Here is a 17,120-nt window from a genome sequence, read left to right as displayed (position 1 = left end):
GCGTGAGATATCCGCCGAAAAGGCGCATTTGTGCCCAATGAATGACATGAAACTTGTCGCCGCGATAATGCTGTTGCCTCACCGAACGCCTAGAGATGTATCGGCCCACCGTTTTCGCCCCCTTCGCCGCGATCCCAGTGCCGCAGCAGCGTCTCGACGAAGCGCTCCGCGGCCGGTGATAGCGCGCTGTCGCGGCGGCGCACCATCCCCAGCGTGCGTTTGACCAGTGGTTCGACCAGCGGGCGCTGCACCAGCAGCGGGTGCTCGTCGTCCGGCATCGAGAGCCGCGGCACCGCGGCCACGCCGAGGCCTGCTTCCACCATCCCCAGCGAGGTCGACAGATGCTGGACCTCGTAGAACCAGGTCGGGCGCTGGGTCAGCGACGACAGCTCGTGGTCGAGCAGCATCCGGTTGCCGCTCATCCGGCCCACGCCGATCAGCTTGTGCTCGCTCAGCTCGCTCCAGGTCACCTGCGCTTGGGCGGCGAGCGGGTGGTCGTGGCGGCACACCAGCACGAACGGCTCGACCACCAGTGGCGTGAAGCGAATGTCCGGGTGGTGCCCGCTGAGCATGTTGATGCCGAACTCGGCCTCGCCGCTGAGCACGGCACCGAGACCGTCATTGGCGCTGAGATCGAGCAGGCGAATGCGGATGTTGGGGTAGCGGGCGTTGTACTCGCGGATCACCGCGGGCAGGAAGTAGAACGCCGCGGTGGGAATGCAGGCGAGGGTGATCTGGCCGATGCGGTTCTCCGCCAGGGCGCGAATGTTGAACAGGGCGTGGTCGAACTCATCGAGCAGACGCTTGGCCTGGGGGAAGAAGTCGCGGCCCACGGTGGTCAGGCTCACCTTGCGCGTGGTGCGCGCCAGCAGCGGGGTGCCGAGTATCGCCTCGAGCTTCTGGATGCGTCGGCTCAGCGCCGGCTGCGACAGGTTGAGCGCCTCGGCGGCGGCCTGGAAGCTCTCCAGCTCGGCGACCTTGAGGAAGGCCTGGATCTGCTGAATCTCATAGTTCATTAGTCGAATGCCTCGCTGTCACCAGGATCGCTTTCAGCGCCCGGTGCCAGTATTTTTCCATTATTTATCAAACGGTTATATAGATTTTTTTAATTGATGCGCAATATGCATTAATGTCCACGATAATGGCATTGGAATGGCGATTTCAAGCATGCGAGCTTCCCCGTCACTTGTCGGCCACGACGGCCGTCACGGGAAAGGAAACACGTCATGCGAGCCATACCCTGCGTCCTGATGCGCGGCGGCACCTCCAAGGGGCCGGTCTTTCTGGGACGCGATCTGCCCAGCGATCCCGCGCAACGCGATGAGCTACTGCTGACCCTGATGGGGTCGGGCAACGAACTCGAAGTCGACGGCATCGGTGGCGGTTATCCGCAGACCAGCAAGGTCGCCATCGTCACTCCCTCCGCCGAGCCTGGGGTCGACGTCGACTATCTCTTCGTTCAGGTGATGGTCGAGCAGCGCCGGGTGGATACCTCTCCCAACTGCGGCAACATGCTCAGCGCCGTGGGGCCCTTCGCCATCGAGCAGGGCCTGGTCGCCGCGACGGGGGACGTCACCCGGCTGACCATCCGCAATCTCAATACCGGCAGCTTGATCGATGCCGAGATCTGCACGCCGGGTGGGCAGGTGACCTACGTCGGCGATACCCGGATCGACGGCGTGCCCGGCAGTGCCGCGCCGGTGCTGCTGGAGTTCCGCAACGTGGTGGGGGCCAAGACCGGCAAGCTCTACCCCACGGGTAAGCCGGTGGAGACGATCGACGGGCTCGAGGTGAGCTGTATCGATGCCGCCATGCCGATGGTGCTGATACGCGCCGCCGATCTCGGCAAGCGCGGCGACGAAACGCCCCAGGCGCTGGATGGCGACCACGAGCTGCTGGCGCGGCTGGAGTCGATTCGTCTCAAGGCCGGCGCTGCCATGGGCCTGGGTGACGTGCGCGAGCGCGTGATTCCCAAACCGGTATTGATCAGCGCACCAACGGCCGGCGGCACCCTGTGCGTGCGCTATTTCATGCCACAGCGCTGCCATCGGGCGCTGGCGATCACCGGCGCGGTTGGGCTGGCGGTGGCCTGCGCCGATGGCCGTGGCCTGGTCGGGGAGCTCGCCGGCGCGCCGGACGCGGACGGCTTGCTCGAGTTCGAGCACCCCAGTGGCCGGCTCGGTGTGATCTCGCGCTGGCCGACGGGGCAGGCGTGGCCGAGCTGTTCGCTGATCCGCACCGCGCGGCGGCTCTTCAGCGGCAGCGTCTACGTGCCTGAGAGGGTATCCAGCGAGGCCGATGAGGCGGTCGGCTGAACATGGCGCCAGGCCATGCCTGAAAAGGACCGCGCTTGACCATAGGGCGTTAACAATCGGCTCACTGAACAACGTTCAGAACGTCCGAAGGGCGAGCGGAGCGAGTCACATGCTCATTGGCACCCCGTAAACATCGCTCTTTCGCCAATTTTCGCCTGGTCGGGTCTTCGCTTTTCAGATCAAAACCTAGCCGACGGTATGACGACATAACAGCCATAACAGCCATAACAGCAACAACAGTAACCAGGAGAAGTGCCATGCACGCCAAGCGCACACAGACTTTTTTCCCCCGCGTCGGCCGCCGCTGCGTCCTCGCGCTGGCCGCGGCGCTGCTGCCGCTGGGGGCGCAGGCCGCGGAGTCCGCGACGGTGCCCGATACGCTCGAGTGGACCGTTCCCTTCGGGGTCGGTGGCGGTACCGACGTCTGGGCACGTTTCATGTCGCACTGGATGGGTGAGGCGCTGCCTTCGCATCCCACCATCGTGATCGACAACGTGCCCGGCGGCGGCTCCATCACCGGGACCAACCTGTTCTACGCCCGTGCCGACGACGACGGCTCGCAGATGCTGGTGACCTCGGCTTCGACCCAGTTCCCGGCCATGCTCGACGACCCGCGGGTACGTTACGACTACGCCAAGTGGACGCCGATCATCGCTGCCCCCACCGGCGGCGTGGTCTACGCCCAGCCGGGCTACGGCAAGGATACGGATACGATTCTCGCCGCGCTGCGCGAGTCGCCGACCAAGTTTGCCATGCAGACCCCCACCGGACTGGAGATGCCGGTACTGCTGGCTTTCGACCTGCTGGGACTGAAAGTGGAGCCGGTCTTCGGCATGCGCAGCCGGGGCGAAGGCCGGCTGGCGTTTGAGCGCGGCGAGGCGGGGGTCGACTTCCAGACCACTTCGGCCTACTTCAGCAATGTCGCCCCGCTGGTCGAGGCGGGCAAGGCAGTGCCGCTGTTCTCGCTCGGGGTGATGAACGCCGACAACGTCATCGAGCGTGATCCCGCTTTCCCCGATCTGCCCACCTTCTCCGAACTCTACCTGGCGCAGCCCGGCCATAGCCGCGATGACACCGCCTATCAGGTGTTCCACAAGTTCTTCGCCTCCGGCTATGCCCTGCAGAAGCTGCTGCTGGTGCCCAAGGACACCCCGCCGGCGCTGATCAAAGCCTATCGCCAGGCCGCGGCGACACTGCCCAAGCGCGAGGACTTTCTGACCGCAGCACGCAATCAGGTCGGCCCCTACACGCCGGTGGTGGGCGAGGTCGCGGCCAAGCAGCTGGAATCCGCCATGCAGCTCAGCGACGCGCGCCGCCAGTGGGTGATCGACTGGCTCAAGTCGCGCTACGGCGTACGCGTTGCCACGCGCTGATCAAGGGCCGGCGCCGACGCCGGCCAAGGAGACAGAACGATGATCGATGCGTTGATGACGAGCCTGGGCGAGGTGTTCAGCGGCGCCCATCTGCTCTACATGGGGTTCGGCGTGCTGGTGGGGCTGCTGGTCGGGATCATCCCCGGCCTGGGCGGTATCGCCGGCATGGCACTGCTGCTGCCGTTTCTCTACGGCATGTCGCCGGGCCTGGCACTGGGTATGCTGATGGGCATGGTGGCGGTGATCCCCACCGGCGATACCTTTACCTCGGTGCTGCTGGGGATACCCGGTTCGAGCGCCTCCCAGGCCACGGTGATGGATGGATTTCCGCTGGCCAAGAAAGGGCAGGCGGCACGGGCCCTGGCCAGTGCCTTTCTCTCATCGCTGTGCGGTGGCGTGATCGGGGCGGTGGTGCTGACCGGCTTCATTCTGGTCGCCCGGCCGCTGGTGCTGGCGTTCTCGTCGGCGGAGCTGTTCGTGCTCACGCTGCTGGGCCTGGCGATGGTCGCGGTGCTCTCCGGCGAGAGCCAGTTCAAGGGCATGGCGGCGTGTGGTCTGGGGCTGCTGCTCGGAGCGATCGGCACCGCGCCGGCGACGGGTGAGTTCCGACTCAATCTGGATGTGGGCTATCTCTACGACGGCGTGCCGCTGATCGTGGTGGGCCTGGCGATCTTTGCCCTGCCGGAGATCATCGACCTGCTGATCCAGCGCGGCAGCATTGCCCGCGAGCGCACGTCGCTGGGGCATGGCTGGCGCCAGGGGATCCGCGACGTGGTCGACAACCGCGGGCTGGTGGCCAAGTGCGCCGGTATGGGTAGCATCATCGGTACCATCCCGGGGCTGGCGGGCTCGGTGGTCGACTGGCTGACCTACGCTTTCGCCTCACGGACGGCGAAGGGCGAGAAGCACTTCGGCCAGGGCGATATCCGCGGCGTGATCGCGCCGGAGTCGGCCAACAACGCCTGTGCCTGCGGGGCGATGGTGCCCACGCTGCTGTTCGGCGTGCCGGGGTCGGGGACCGCGGCGATCTTCCTCGGTGGCCTGCTGCTGCTCGGCCTGGAGCCGGGTGTGAGCATGATCTCCACCCATCTCGACCTGACCTACACCATCATCTGGTCGCTGGCGCTGGCCAATATCCTGGGGGCGGCGCTGTGCCTGGTGCTGGCACGTCCGGTGGCGCAACTGACGCGAATTCCGTTCGTGCTGCTGGCGCCGGTCATCACCACGCTGATCCTGTTCGCCGCCTATCAGGCCACGCGCTCGCTGGGCGACTGGTACACGCTGCTGGCGGTGGGCGCTGTCGGGGTGCTGTTCAAGCGTGCCGGCTGGTCGCGACCGGCGTTCCTGATCGGTTTCGTGCTGGCACCGGGGGCAGAGACCTACTTCTATCAGAGCGTGCAGTTCCAGGGCATGTCGGCGTTCCTGCGTCCCGGCGTGCTGATCATCCTGGGCATGATCGCACTGGCGCTGCTGCTGCCGCTGTTCAAGCGGCTCCTGCGTCGGCGCCAACCGCTGGCGGTGGGCGCCGACGTCAGTTCGCCCCAGCAACCGCCTGCGGTGCCTACCTTCGGGCGCGTCGACACGCTGCTGGTGGTGGGGCTTCTGCTGCTGGCCGCGGCGTCCTGGTACGACATCAGCGGGCTCTCCTTCCTCGGCGGTATCTTCCCGCGCCTGGCGATCACGATCATGGCCGCGGGGGCGGCGCTGAGCGCCCTGGAAGCGTGGCGCCGCGGCGCGCGCTGGGAGGCGCAGCCGCTGGGCGAGCCGCTACTGTGGTTGGTAGGGCTCCTGGGGCTGGTGGTGGCGGCGTCGCTGCTCGGCTTCGTCAGTGCCGCGACGCTGATGGCCTTTGCGTTCCTGCGCGGTGTGGCCAAGGCGCGCTGGTCGACGGCGCTGGCGATCGCTGCCGGTATCGCCGCCTTCCTGCTCGGGATGCAGGCGTTGCTCAACCTGCACTACCCCAGCGGCTGGCTGGATGCGCTGATCGGTCTCTGAGCGCTCGCGCCACAGCGGTGATCCAAGGCGCCTCCCCGAGCGGGGAGGCGCCTTTTTTTGACCTCAGGCCCCGCCATGGTTGGTGTCCAGCGTGGTGGGAGCCGGTGTGCTCGGGCGGCAGGCAGTGCAGCGGGGGTGCGGTTGAAAGTCGCAGCATAACGCCGTATTTTAATTGAACGGTCAATCAATAAAAACATGTGACGTCTACCTGGTAGTCATCGTCGATCCACGCCGCGCGCTCCTGTGCCTCGCCAACGACTGTCTGACATAGGTCGTGGATACGCTCGACTGCCGCTGTACTCCTACAACGACGAGGATCGCTCATGCATCCACAACACACCGACGACGCCAGCCGCGACCGCCTCAATCCGGTAGTGTTCTACGGCTCGGCCATCGGGATCGTACTGTTCGCGCTCTGGACCATGCTCTTCACCGAATCGGCCGGGGGGGTGATCAACGCCATCCTGGGGTGGATCTCCGAGAGCTTCGGTTGGTACTACTTTCTGGCCGTGGTGATCTATCTGGTCTTCGTGATCGTGATCGGGGTATCGCGCTTCGGCAAGATCAAGCTAGGGCCGGAGCACGCCAAGCCCGACTTCAACATGGTCTCCTGGGCCGCCATGCTGTTCTCCGCCGGTATCGGTATCGATCTGCTTTTCTTCTGCATTGCCGAGCCGGTGACCCAATTCCTGGCGCCACCCGACGGCGAGGCGGGCACGGTGCAGGCGGCGCGCCACGCCATGGAGATCACCTTCCTGCACTGGGGACTCTCCGGTTGGGGGATCTACACGCTGGTGGGCATGTCGCTGGCGTTCTTCAGTTATCGCCACAATCTGCCGCTGACCATCCGCAGTGCGCTCTATCCGATCTTCGGCAAGCGCATCGACGGCCCCATCGGGCATAGCGTGGATATCGCCGCGGTGCTGGGCACGGTGTTCGGGATCGCCACCAGCCTGGGGATCGGCGTGATCCAGCTCAACTTCGGCCTCAACTACATGTTCAACGTGCCGGAGAATACGCTGGTGCAGGCCGCGCTGGTGGTCATGATCGTATTCTTCGCCACGGTCTCGGCGGCGACCGGGGTGGAGAAGGGCATCCGGCGGCTCTCCGAGTTCAACATGCTGCTGGCGCTGGCACTGCTGCTGTTCGTGCTGTTCAGCGGCAAGACGCTGTTTCTGCTCAATGCGCTGGTGCTCAACGTCGGCGACTACTTCTCCCATTTCATCGATCTGTCGATGAACACCTACGCCTTCGCGCCGCCGACCGACTGGCTCAATGCGTGGACACTGTTCTTCTGGGCCTGGTGGATCGCCTGGGGCCCGTTCGTGGGGCTGTTCCTGGCGCGTATCTCGCGCGGGCGCACCATCCGTGAGTTCGTCGCCGGTACGCTGATCCTGCCGCTGGCGTTCATGATGGCGTGGATGTCGATCATGGGTAACAGCGCCATCGACATGGTGATGAATGGCGCCAGCGCTTTCGGCGATACGGCGATGAACACACCGGCCTCGTCGATCTATCTGTTCCTCGAGTCGCTGCCATGGACCGGGCTGACCACCATCGTCACCACCATTCTGGCGATCGTGTTCTTCGTCACCTCCGGGGACTCGGGCGCGCTGGTGCTGTCGAACTTCACCTCGCGGCTCAAGGACGTCAACAGCGACGCACCGATCTGGATGCGTATCCTGTGGGCGGCGGTGATCGGCGTGCTGACCCTGGCACTGCTGATGGCCGGCGGGCTCTCGGCGCTGCAGAGCGCGGTGGTGATCACCGGGCTGCCGTTCTCGATCGTGCTGTTCTTCATGATGGCCGGTCTGCTCAAGGCGCTGCGCGTCGAGGGCTACAAGGAGGACAGTCTGCGCGCCAGCCTCTCCGGGCATCTCTCCGGGCGCACCCAGGCGGGCGGGCGCAATCCGCGTAGCTTGCACCAGCGTCTGGGGCGGGCGATGAGCTTCCCCGGGGCCAAGCAGGCGCGCCGCTTCCTCGACGAGACCGTACATCCGGCGATGGAAGCGGTCAGCGAGGGGCTGCGCCAGCAGGGCGTCGGCGTCGAGCTGCTGGAGGTCAAGGGTGAAGATCCGCACCTGGCGCTGAATGTCTCCCTGGGGGACGAGCAGAACTTCACCTACCAGGTCTGGACGCGCCAGTTCGCCACGCCGTCGTTCGCGCGGCGCGCGCCGCAGGGCCAAGCCCGCTACTACCGCCTGGAGGTCTACCTGCTGGAGGGGAGTCAGGGTTACGACCTGATGGGCTACACCCAGGAGCAGGTGATCGAGGATATTCTCGACCAGTACGAGCGCCATCTCCACTTCCTGCACATGAGCCGCGAGGCGCCGGGCAGCGTGACCATGCCCGACAGCCCCGAGCAGCCTCCGGCTTGAACCGACACGGCCGCCACCTTTAGGCAAAGGGTGGTGGCCGTTGTCTCTGGGCGCCTCACACGGCGGCTCGCCGTGTAGCGCCGGGTTGCGTTGACCGCGGGGAGGGCGGGCGTTGAAAGTCGCCCTGGCCGGTATGCCCCGAGTCGACTTAACTCAAGGCAAGATCGCAGCGGCCCGCGAGGGACAGCGGGAGCAGCGTGCTGCGTTCGATGGCTCGTCGTCGCCCATGAAACACGCTGGGCGCGATGGGTCGGACGTCATTTCGACACCGGATGGACACCGTATGCACACACAAAACGATAATAACGCACCAGCCAGGGACCGACTCAATCCTGTCGTGTTCTACGGCTCGGTGATCGGCATCGTCGCCTTCTCGATCTGGGCGATGGTCGCTACCCAGCAGGCCAATGAGATCATCAATGCGCTGCTGGGATGGATCTCCAACACCTTCGGTTGGTACTACTTCCTGACCGTCGTCATCTATCTCGCTTTCGTGATCTTCCTGGGCGTCTCGCGCTTCGGCAAGATCCGCCTCGGGCCCGAGCATGCCAGGCCTGACTTCAACATCTTCTCGTGGTCGGCGATGCTGTTCTCCGCCGGCATCGGTATCGGGGTGATCTTCTTCGCCCTGGCCGAGCCGCTGACCCAGTTCTACCAGTCGCCGCAGGTGCCCAGCGACCAGGTGATGGCAGCGCGCCACGCCATGGAGCTGACCTTTCTGCACTGGGGCATCTCGGGCTGGGGCATCTATACCCTGGTGGGGATGTCGCTGGCGTTCTTCAGCTACCGCCACAACCTGCCGCTGACCATCTCGAGCGCGCTCTATCCGATCTTCGGCAAGAAGATCTATGGCCCGATCGGCCATGCGGTGGATATCGCCGCGGTACTGGGCACGGTGTTCGGGATCGCCGCCAGCCTGGGGATCGGCGTGATCCAGCTCAACTACGGCCTGGACTTCATGTTCGGCATCACCGAGAGCGTCTGGACCCAGACCGTTCTGGTGCTGATGATCGTGCTGTTCGCCACCATCTCCGCGATCACCGGGGTGGAGAAGGGCATCCGGCGGCTGTCGGAGTTCAACATTCTGCTGGCGGTCGCGCTGCTGCTGTTCGTGCTCTTCGCCGGCAAGACCATCTTCCTGCTCAATGCGCTGGTGATGAACGTCGGCGACTATCTCTCCGACTTCGTCTCGCTGTCGTTCAATACCTACGCCTTCGACCGCCCGACCGAGTGGCTCAACGCCTGGACGATCTTCTTCTGGGCCTGGTGGATCGCCTGGGGTCCGTTCGTGGGGCTGTTCCTGGCGCGTATCTCGCGTGGGCGTACCATCCGCACCTTCGTCGCCGGCACCCTGACCCTGCCGATCGCCTTCATGATGATCTGGATGTCGATTCTGGGTAACAGCGCGCTGGACATGGCGATGAACGGCGCTCACGACTTCGGCCAGCAGGTGATGAACAACCCGCCGGCGGGCATCTACCTGTTCCTGCAGGCTTACCCGTGGCCGGTGTTCACCACCATCGCGGTGAGCGTGCTGGCGATCGTGTTCTTCGTCACCTCGGGGGACTCGGGCGCCCTGGTGCTGTCGAACTTCACCTCGATCCTCAAGGACGTCAACAGCGATGCCCCGATCTGGATGCGTATCCTGTGGTCGGCGGTGATCGGTGTACTGACCCTGTCGCTGCTGCTCGCCGGGGGGCTGAGCACGCTGCAGAGTGCGGTGGTGATTACCGGGTTGCCGTTCTCGGTCGTGCTCTTCTTCATGATGGCCGGGCTCTACCGGGCGCTGAAGGTGGAGGCGTTCAAGGAGGATAGCCACCGGCTCAGCCTCTCGGGGTCGCTCTCCGGGCGCATGTCCACTGGCGGCCGCGGTGCAGGCTACGACTGGCGCAAGCGGCTCAAGCGGGCGATGTCCTTCCCCACCCGAGACGAGGCGTGTCAGTTCCTCGAGCAGACCGGACGTCCGGCGATGGAGGCAGTACGCGACGAGCTCGAAGGCCAGGGCGTGAAGGTGCAGATCAGCGAGGGCACGCAGAACGACGACGACTATCTGTCGCTCTACGTCGACCTCGGCAGCGAGCAGAACTTCACCTATCAGATCTGGACGCATCCGTTCGCCACCCCCTCGTTCGCCATGCGCACGCCGCGCAGCAGCAGCCGCTACTACCGGCTCGAGGTCTATCTGCTCGAAGGCAGCCAGGGTTACGACCTGGCCGGCTACACCCGTGAGCAGGTGATCGACGATATCCTCGACCAGTACGAGCGCCATCTGCAGTTCCTGCATCTCAACCGCGAGGAGCCGGGCAGCATCAACATGCCTGACAGCCCGGAGCAGCCGCCGAGCTGAGTTCACGCATCTCGCCATACCGACCCCGGCCAACTGGTCGGGGTTTTTTCAGGGTTGGAAACACGGTTACTGTTTGACAGGGCGGCTGGCTCCCGCACTCATCGCGACGCTTAAGGCAACGAGGGTGAGAATGCCCGCGATAAAGAGATAGAGGCCCGAGTCGCCCGTCAGGGCCATGGTTGCCGCCGCAGCCGTCGGGCCAAAGGTGGTGCCCAGGCAGAAGGCGATGAGCAGTGCGCCACCGGCTCGCACGAAATCGCCGGGATCGAGTCTATCGTTCACATAAGCGACTCCTAGCGAATAGACCGGATGGCTGAACCCGCCCAGCAGAAAGCTGAATATCACCAGATCCCAGAATCCTGACGCCATCGTGGCGATCACGACCGCCGCCAACGCCGAGCTTGCCGATGCGACGAAGAGCACGGGCAACCGCCCAAAACGATCCGCTGCCGCCCCCATGATGGGGTGGGCGAAAGTGGGGGCGATCAGCATGGAACCAATAAAGATCGCGATCTCCGAGGTGTCGAGGCCTGCTCTGTCCCCATACACCCCGGCCATGCCGTAGAACGCCGCATTGACTGAGCCAGAGACGAACGCGGCCAGCATGCCAAGCGGTACGAGCGAGAGCAGGCGCCCAAAGGGCAGTGTCCCTGGTTCGTTTTGCACGGGTTCTTCCAGGGGACAGAACACCAACGGGATGATCGCTAGCGTAAATAGCAATCCAGCCAAGAGGTAAGGTTGACCATTGAGGCCCAGTCCCAGGACGAACGGGCTGATCGCGATACCCAGCATGCGTACCGCTTCGTAGATCGACATGCCACGCGCACGGGTCTGGTTCGTCGAGGCGTAGTTGATCCAGCTCTCAATGACTACATAGTAACCGCCCAGACAAAACCCGGTGATGAAACGCATGAGTATCCACACCTTGGGGTCGTCCGACAGGGCCAGTGCCATAGTGCTGATGCCTGCCGTCGCTGCCAGGAATGAAAAGGTCCGAATGTGGCGTATGCGAGCAATGATCCGCTCGGTCAACAGGGAACCGGCAAAGGTCCCGGCAAAGAAAACGGACGTGATCAACCCGATGATAAGATCACTGGCGCCCTGATCCTGCAGTTTGAGTCCGATGAGCGGGAAGAGCCCCCCGGTTGCGAGGCCAAACGCGAGAACACCGGTCAAGATAAAGCCGAAGGCCCGGAAAATGCCGAATAGATTGGCGTCAGAGGGTATCTGGGTTTGCAGGAGACGAGCGGACATAGAGCCATTCCTTGTTTGCTGATGCGCGATTGGCCCGCGAGAGGGATACCGACGCCCCGAGCGCCATTGGCAGGCACCATTTGATCCTATGAGTCCTGATTTCTCCCGATAACCCCTTGAGTCGGCACATTGTCTGTTCTAATTTGGAACATATGCGCTATGAAGCCGATATGGCCATATTTCACGCTGTCCTGAGTGCCGGGAGTTTTTCTGGTGCTGCAGCCAATCTCGGCCTGACACATTCAGCCGTCAGCAAGCGCATAACGGCTCTAGAAGACAGGCTCGGCGTACAGCTTCTCATCCGTTCGACGCGTCATCTTCGATTGACGAATGCTGGCGAGCTGTATGCCGCCGAAACGCGCGACATACTCGCTCGCCTGACGGCAGTGGAAACGGAAGTGGCCGAAGGCGCAGGCACGGTTCGCGGGCGGATCCGCGTGACGGCATCGAATGCGCTCGGCCGTATGCATGTCGTGCCGGCCCTTTTCGCGTTCATGCAGCGCTACCCAGAGGTGCAGGTCGATCTGACACTGACGGATACCGTCGTGGATATCGTCCAGGAGGGGATGGACCTCGCGATCCGCAGCGCCAACTTGCAAGACTCGCGTCTCGTCGCCCGCAAGCTGGCAACCAACCGGCGGATGGCCTGTGCGAGCCCGGTTTATCTCGCCGCACGGGGTACCCCGCAACGCCCTGAAGACATGCACAACCACGCCTGCCTTCGTCTGAACCTGGCCGGCAGTTTCAATCAGTGGGGGCTGGCCTCGGCAAGCGGCCAAAGGGTTCAGCTTGGCGCCGGTTTTTCCTGCAATTCGCTGGAAACTCTGCATGCGGCTTGCCGGCAAGGGCACGGTATTGCCTGGCTGCCCCTGTTTCTGGTGAAGCAGGATATCGAAGATAACGTGCTACTGCCGGTACTCGAGGCGTACCGCGACGCGACCTGCGATACGTCGATCTCGATCGTGCGTCCCCACATGCACTATGTGCCGAACCGTTTGAGGGTGCTGACAGACTTTATCGTCGACTGGTTCGATCGCCTGGCGTTTTGAGTTCGACGTCTCCCGGGGCCCTCCGTAGACCTTTATCGAAAAAGCGTCGTTTGCCCCATACCCGACATCCCTGAGCCGCCCTGAGGGGCGGGCCCCTGAACGGTTCAGGGGCGCGTGTCGCAGGTCGTCTCCGTCGGCGGTTCCCAGGCCGTCGGCAGGTCTGCCGCATCGGGCACCTTGTCGGTCAGGCCGAGTTCGCGGCGACCCAGCCAATCCAGCATCGCCTCTGCGGTCACGCGGCCGGCGTCGGCGATGCCCTGGGTGCCGAACAGGCGGTTGAACTCGAACAGCACAGGCGTCTCGCCGAGCATGGCGACGTCGAAGCCGCCATGGTCGATCTGGAAGGTCGCGGCGACCCGTTTCACCAGCGCTACCGCCGCCTCGGGGATCTCCTCGTGGTCGATCCGGCCGCCCTGGGCGACGTTGGCGCGATAGCCGCCCAGCGGCGTCACTCGCCAGTAGCTGGCGAGAATGCGATCCCCCACCAGCACGATACGCAGATCGCGATCGATCGGTAGCCTGGGCTGGGCGTAGAGCACCGGATTCTCCGCGGCGAAGCGCTCGAGCTCGCTGCGCCGCTCGGCCAGGTGCACGCCATTGCCGCGGGCGCTGCGAATCTCCTTGAGAATCATCGGATAGCCGATTTCCGCCTCCACGGCGTCGATGCCGTGGGCGGTGTTGGCCTGGATCGCGGTGGGCGGAATATGCTGCGGAAAGGCTGCGCGCATGGCGCGGGTCTGCTCCACCTTGTCGTGTCCCAGATAGTAGGTCGCGGGCGAGGGGAAGATGCGCTTGTGCAGGGCATGCAGCAGCACGTTCACCTGCCAGTAGCTGGGAAACAGTAGCCAGTCGGCGGCCGTGATCTCATCCAGGTGATCGAACATGCGTTCGGGCTTGATATAGCGAACGTTCGGCATGCCGAGGGTGCGGGAGACATCGAAAGTGATCAAACGCATCGGAAACCTCGTCGAGGACAGGCGCGCCAGCAGGTCAGGGGAGCGCATCATCCGCGGCTTTTTTGCGCTTGGCAAGAGGGGCGAGAGAGTTTGTTGGTGGCCTCGATGAGCAGGACCGCATGCTCCACAACGCGTTGTCCCAGGCCGCGCCGTTCGGGGCTTTCCTGTCACCTGCGAGGCTATCGAGACGCGGCGTCGCGATCACTTCCTGACGACATGCTAGGCTGAAGTCATCAAGACAAGGCGCTGCAAAAACACCTCACCACTCGACGGACAACATCGACGTATAAAAACAACGCGAGGATTGGCTCATGGGGGCTTTCACTGTCTGGGACAGCATCGTGCTGGTCGTCTACGTACTGGGCATCGCCTGGGTCGGGGCTCGCTTCGGCAAGTCTCAGGCGACGACGCAGGACTACTTTCTCGGTGGGCGCAAGATTCCCGGCTGGGCCATCGGCCTCTCGGTGATGGCGACCCAGGCGAGTGCGATCACCTTCATCGGTGCACCGGGTTGGGGTTTCGAGGGTGGTCTGCAGCGTCTGGTGACCTTCATCAACGTACCGCTGGCGATGGCGGTGCTGATCGTGGTGCTGGTGCCGATCTTCCACCGCGCCGGTATCTACAGCATCTACGAGCTGCTCGAGCGGCGCTTCGGGCCGCTGACTCGATCACTGGCGGCGCTGCTGTTCCTGATCGCCCGCGGTCTGGCCACCGGCGTGGTGCTCTACGCGCCGGCGCTGGTGCTCTCCGTGGTGACCGGCTGGAGCGTCGATCTGACCATCGTACTGATGGCGGTGATCGCGGTCGGCTACACCGTGCTGGGCGGCATCAGCGCAGTGATCTGGACCGACGTGATCCAGATGTTCGTGCTCTGGCTCGGTGCCATTCTGAGCATGCTGCTGATGGTCTCGAGCCTGCCCGGCGGCTGGAGCGACGTATTCGCCTACGGCGCCGCCCACGGCATGTTCGATACCATCGACCTGTCGCTCGATCCTACCGTGACCTATTCGCTATGGGCGGGGCTGATCGGTGGCGTGGTCATGCACGTGGCCTACTTCGGCACCGATCAGAGTCAGATCCAGCGCGTGCTGACCAGTCCGAGCATCGCCGAGGGGCAGCGTTCGCTGCTGATCGGCGGCTATCTGCTGGTGCCGCAGATGCTGCTGTTCCTGTTCATCGGGGTGATGCTCGCCGCCTACTACCAGCAGCATGGGCTGACCCCGCCGGAGAATCTCAACGAGCTGTTCCCGCGCTATGTGGTCGAGGCGTTTCCGGTCGGTATCACAGGGCTGGTGATCGCCGGGGTCTTCGCCGCCGCCATGTCGAGCCTGGATTCGGCGCTCAACTCGCTCTCGGCGGTGAGCGTACGCGACTTCTATGCCCGCTTCGTCAGGCCCGACGCCGACGAACGCCACTATCTCAAGGCGTCGCGCTGGGCCACCGTGTTCTGGGGACTCTACGCCACTCTGTTCGCGTTCTTCGCCGGCAATCTCGGCCCGGTGATCGAGGCGGTCAATCGAATCGGTTCATGGTTCTACGGCGCCCTGCTCGGTGTCTTCCTGCTGGCAGTGCTGAGCCGGCGCAGCAATGGCCGCGGCGCGGTGGCGGGCATGCTCATGGGGATGGCGGCGGTGTGGGCCGCCTCGCATCTGGGTATCTCCTGGCTCTATCAGAATGCGGTGGGGCTCGGCGTGTCGCTGGCGGTTGGCTATGGCGTCAGCCTCAGCGCACCGGCCCCCGGGCGTGAGCAGCTCGCCGACGTGACCCTGGAGGAGACCGCCCCGGACATGCAGGCGCTTTTGCGTCGGCGCAGTGCCGCGGCCACGCCGCTGGGGCGCGATGCCCGCGTGACACGTACCCGCTGTCTCGGCCTGCTGGCCTGGTTCGTGATCTCGCTGCTGGCGCTGGGCGGGCTGCAGCTCTGGGCCCATGCCCATGGATGAGCGCTGTCTGCGCCGGCGGATCGATAGCACGGCGGCGAGCCAGCGGCTGCGGCGCTACGCAGCCGCGCGCTTCGAGCCGGCCTGGCTGGCGCTGTGGGCGGTGGCGCTGACCGCGCGGCAGGCGCAGACGCCGGATGCCTGGCTGCTGGGGCGCCGCGGCCTGTCGCGAGCGCTGCTGTGGCCCGGTGCCCTGGCGCACGACACCCTGGACGGCGAGGCCCAGGTCCGCTCGGCACTCATGCTGGGGGGCGACGCCGTGGGTGATGCCTGCCCTTCGCCCGAGGCATTTGCGCGCTGGTGGCTGTGGGAGCGGCTGGCCAAACCGCGGCTGTGGCCGCTGCGCGTGCAGCCTGCCACGCTGCAGCGGCTCTGGTTGCCGCTATGGCTGGGCTACCACGAGGGGCGCCAGACGCGGCTGATCGTGCTGAGCGGGGTCTCCGGCGAAGCCCTCGGCGCGTTCAAGCCCGCGGTACTGGCCGCGCTTCGGGCTGGCGCGCGGGCTTGAGCGCCTGATTGCCCCATCTCGAGCGTGTCAGCCGGGCATCGCCTCGCCGCTGCGTTCCATGGCGGCGAGTTCATCGCGCCGGGGTAGCCCCTCCATGTCGCCGATCACCTGCACCTGACGCGCGCCGATCAGATTGGCGCGGTGCAGGGCGGCGGGCCAGTCGAGCCCATCCAGACGGGCGCTGACGATGCCCACGGCGAAACCGTCTCCCGCCCCTACGGTATCCACGACCTGGGTCACCGGGGTGCCGGCGACGCTGCCTTCATGCTCGCGAGTGCGGAAGTAGCTGCCCTCGGGGCCGAGCTTGATCACCACCGCCTGGGCACCGCTGTCGAGATAGACCCCGGCGACGTCATGGGCGCTGTCACGCCCGGTGAGCAGCCGTCCCTCGGCGAGCCCGGGCATCACGATGTCGGCCTTGGCCGCCAGCGCGTTGAGCGTCTGCTTCATCTCCGCCTCACTGGACCACAGGCTGGGGCGCAGGTTGGGATCGAAGGAGATCGACAGCCCCGCGGCGCGGGCGCGGGTGAGCAGCTCGAACGAGAGCTCGCGGGTGGTGGCGGAGAGCGCCGGGGGAATGCCGGTGGCGTGCAGATGGCGAGCGGTCTCCAGCGCTACCTCGCGGCAGTCGTCGAGGCACAGATGGCTGGCGGCGCTGCCGCGGCGGACATACTCCACGTGGGGGTCGGCGCCACCCTCGGCGCGTGCCTTGAACAGCAGCCCGGTGGCGTGCGCCGGGTCCTCGATCAGATGGCGGCAGTCGAGGCCCTCGGCTTCCAGTGCCCGGCGCAGGAAAGTGCCGTTGTGGTCGCGCCCGACCCGGGAGAGCCAGCGCACGTCGAAGCCCAGCCGGGCCAGGCCGATGGCGACATTGGTGTCGGCCCCGGCGGTGCGCCGGTGGAAGCGGCCGACCGTATCCAGCGGCCCGGCCTCGTCGGCCACGAACATCGCCATGGCTTCGCCGAAGGTGAGAACATCGAAAGCGGATGCAGCGGGCATGACATC

General features: G+C 65.0%; 12 protein-coding genes. 8 read left to right on the top strand and 4 right to left on the bottom strand.

Features of this window, described 5'->3' with window-relative positions; translation table 11 throughout:
- Positions 1-89: 89 nt before the first annotated feature.
- Positions 90-1,016: a LysR family transcriptional regulator gene (locus DOM67_RS11295; protein WP_110675889.1), complete on the bottom strand. Its 927-nt coding sequence runs from the start codon at positions 1,014-1,016 to the stop codon at positions 90-92.
- 210 nt (positions 1,017-1,226) lie between these two features.
- Here DOM67_RS11295 and DOM67_RS11290 point away from each other — a divergent pair, with 210 nt between their 5' ends.
- The 5 genes from DOM67_RS11290 (at position 1,227) to betT (ending at position 10,408) form a co-directional block, all read left to right on the top strand.
- Positions 1,227-2,315, top strand: a complete 1,089-nt coding sequence (locus DOM67_RS11290) for a 4-oxalomesaconate tautomerase (protein WP_110675887.1) — start codon at positions 1,227-1,229, stop codon at positions 2,313-2,315.
- A gap of 257 nt (positions 2,316-2,572) precedes the next feature.
- Entirely contained in the window at positions 2,573-3,688 is a 1,116-nt protein-coding gene (locus tag DOM67_RS11285) for a tripartite tricarboxylate transporter substrate-binding protein (RefSeq protein WP_110675885.1), read from the top strand.
- A 39-nt stretch (positions 3,689-3,727) separates the two neighbouring features.
- A complete protein-coding gene (locus tag DOM67_RS11280) occupies positions 3,728-5,683 on the top strand; it encodes a tripartite tricarboxylate transporter permease (protein WP_110675883.1) in 1,956 nt (651 codons plus the stop codon).
- Positions 5,684-6,006: 323 nt separating this feature from the next.
- On the top strand, positions 6,007-8,061 hold the full coding sequence (locus DOM67_RS11275) for a choline transporter (protein WP_110675881.1): 2,055 nt from the start codon (positions 6,007-6,009) through the stop codon (positions 8,059-8,061).
- 283 nt (positions 8,062-8,344) lie between these two features.
- Entirely contained in the window at positions 8,345-10,408 is a 2,064-nt protein-coding gene (gene betT, locus DOM67_RS11270) for a choline BCCT transporter BetT (RefSeq protein WP_110675879.1), read from the top strand.
- Between the two features lie 66 nt (positions 10,409-10,474).
- Here betT and DOM67_RS11265 read toward each other — a convergent pair whose 3' ends face one another.
- Positions 10,475-11,662, bottom strand: coding sequence for an MFS transporter (locus DOM67_RS11265; RefSeq protein ID WP_110675877.1), 1,188 nt, complete (start codon positions 11,660-11,662; stop codon positions 10,475-10,477).
- 170 nt (positions 11,663-11,832) lie between these two features.
- Here DOM67_RS11265 and DOM67_RS11260 point away from each other — a divergent pair, with 170 nt between their 5' ends.
- Complete coding sequence (locus DOM67_RS11260; RefSeq protein ID WP_232825226.1) at positions 11,833-12,711, top strand: LysR family transcriptional regulator; 879 nt, start codon at positions 11,833-11,835, stop codon at positions 12,709-12,711.
- A gap of 104 nt (positions 12,712-12,815) precedes the next feature.
- Here DOM67_RS11260 and DOM67_RS11255 read toward each other — a convergent pair whose 3' ends face one another.
- Positions 12,816-13,667 carry a hypothetical protein gene (locus DOM67_RS11255; RefSeq protein ID WP_110675873.1) on the bottom strand — a complete coding sequence of 284 codons (852 nt, stop codon included), beginning with the start codon at positions 13,665-13,667 and terminating at the stop codon, positions 12,816-12,818.
- Positions 13,668-13,978: 311 nt separating this feature from the next.
- Between DOM67_RS11255 and DOM67_RS11250 the strand changes: the two genes are divergently transcribed.
- On the top strand, positions 13,979-15,610 hold the full coding sequence (locus DOM67_RS11250; protein WP_110675871.1) for a sodium:solute symporter: 1,632 nt from the start codon (positions 13,979-13,981) through the stop codon (positions 15,608-15,610).
- Positions 15,603-16,115, top strand: coding sequence for a hypothetical protein (locus DOM67_RS11245; RefSeq protein WP_110675869.1), 513 nt, complete (start codon positions 15,603-15,605; stop codon positions 16,113-16,115). Before DOM67_RS11250 ends, DOM67_RS11245 begins: the two co-directional genes overlap by 8 nt.
- Before the next feature lie 27 nt (positions 16,116-16,142).
- On the opposite strand, the gene DOM67_RS11240 is transcribed toward DOM67_RS11245, so the two are convergent.
- A complete protein-coding gene (locus DOM67_RS11240) occupies positions 16,143-17,114 on the bottom strand; it encodes a sugar kinase (RefSeq protein ID WP_110675868.1) in 972 nt (323 codons plus the stop codon).
- Positions 17,115-17,120 lie beyond the last annotated feature (6 nt).

This window comes from Salinicola sp. RZ23 (genome assembly GCF_003206675.1).
GTDB classification, from domain to species: Bacteria; Pseudomonadota; Gammaproteobacteria; order Pseudomonadales; family Halomonadaceae; genus Salinicola; species Salinicola endophyticus.
The sequence above is the reverse complement of the archived record's forward strand: the minus strand, read 5'-3'. Positions and strand labels throughout refer to the sequence as shown.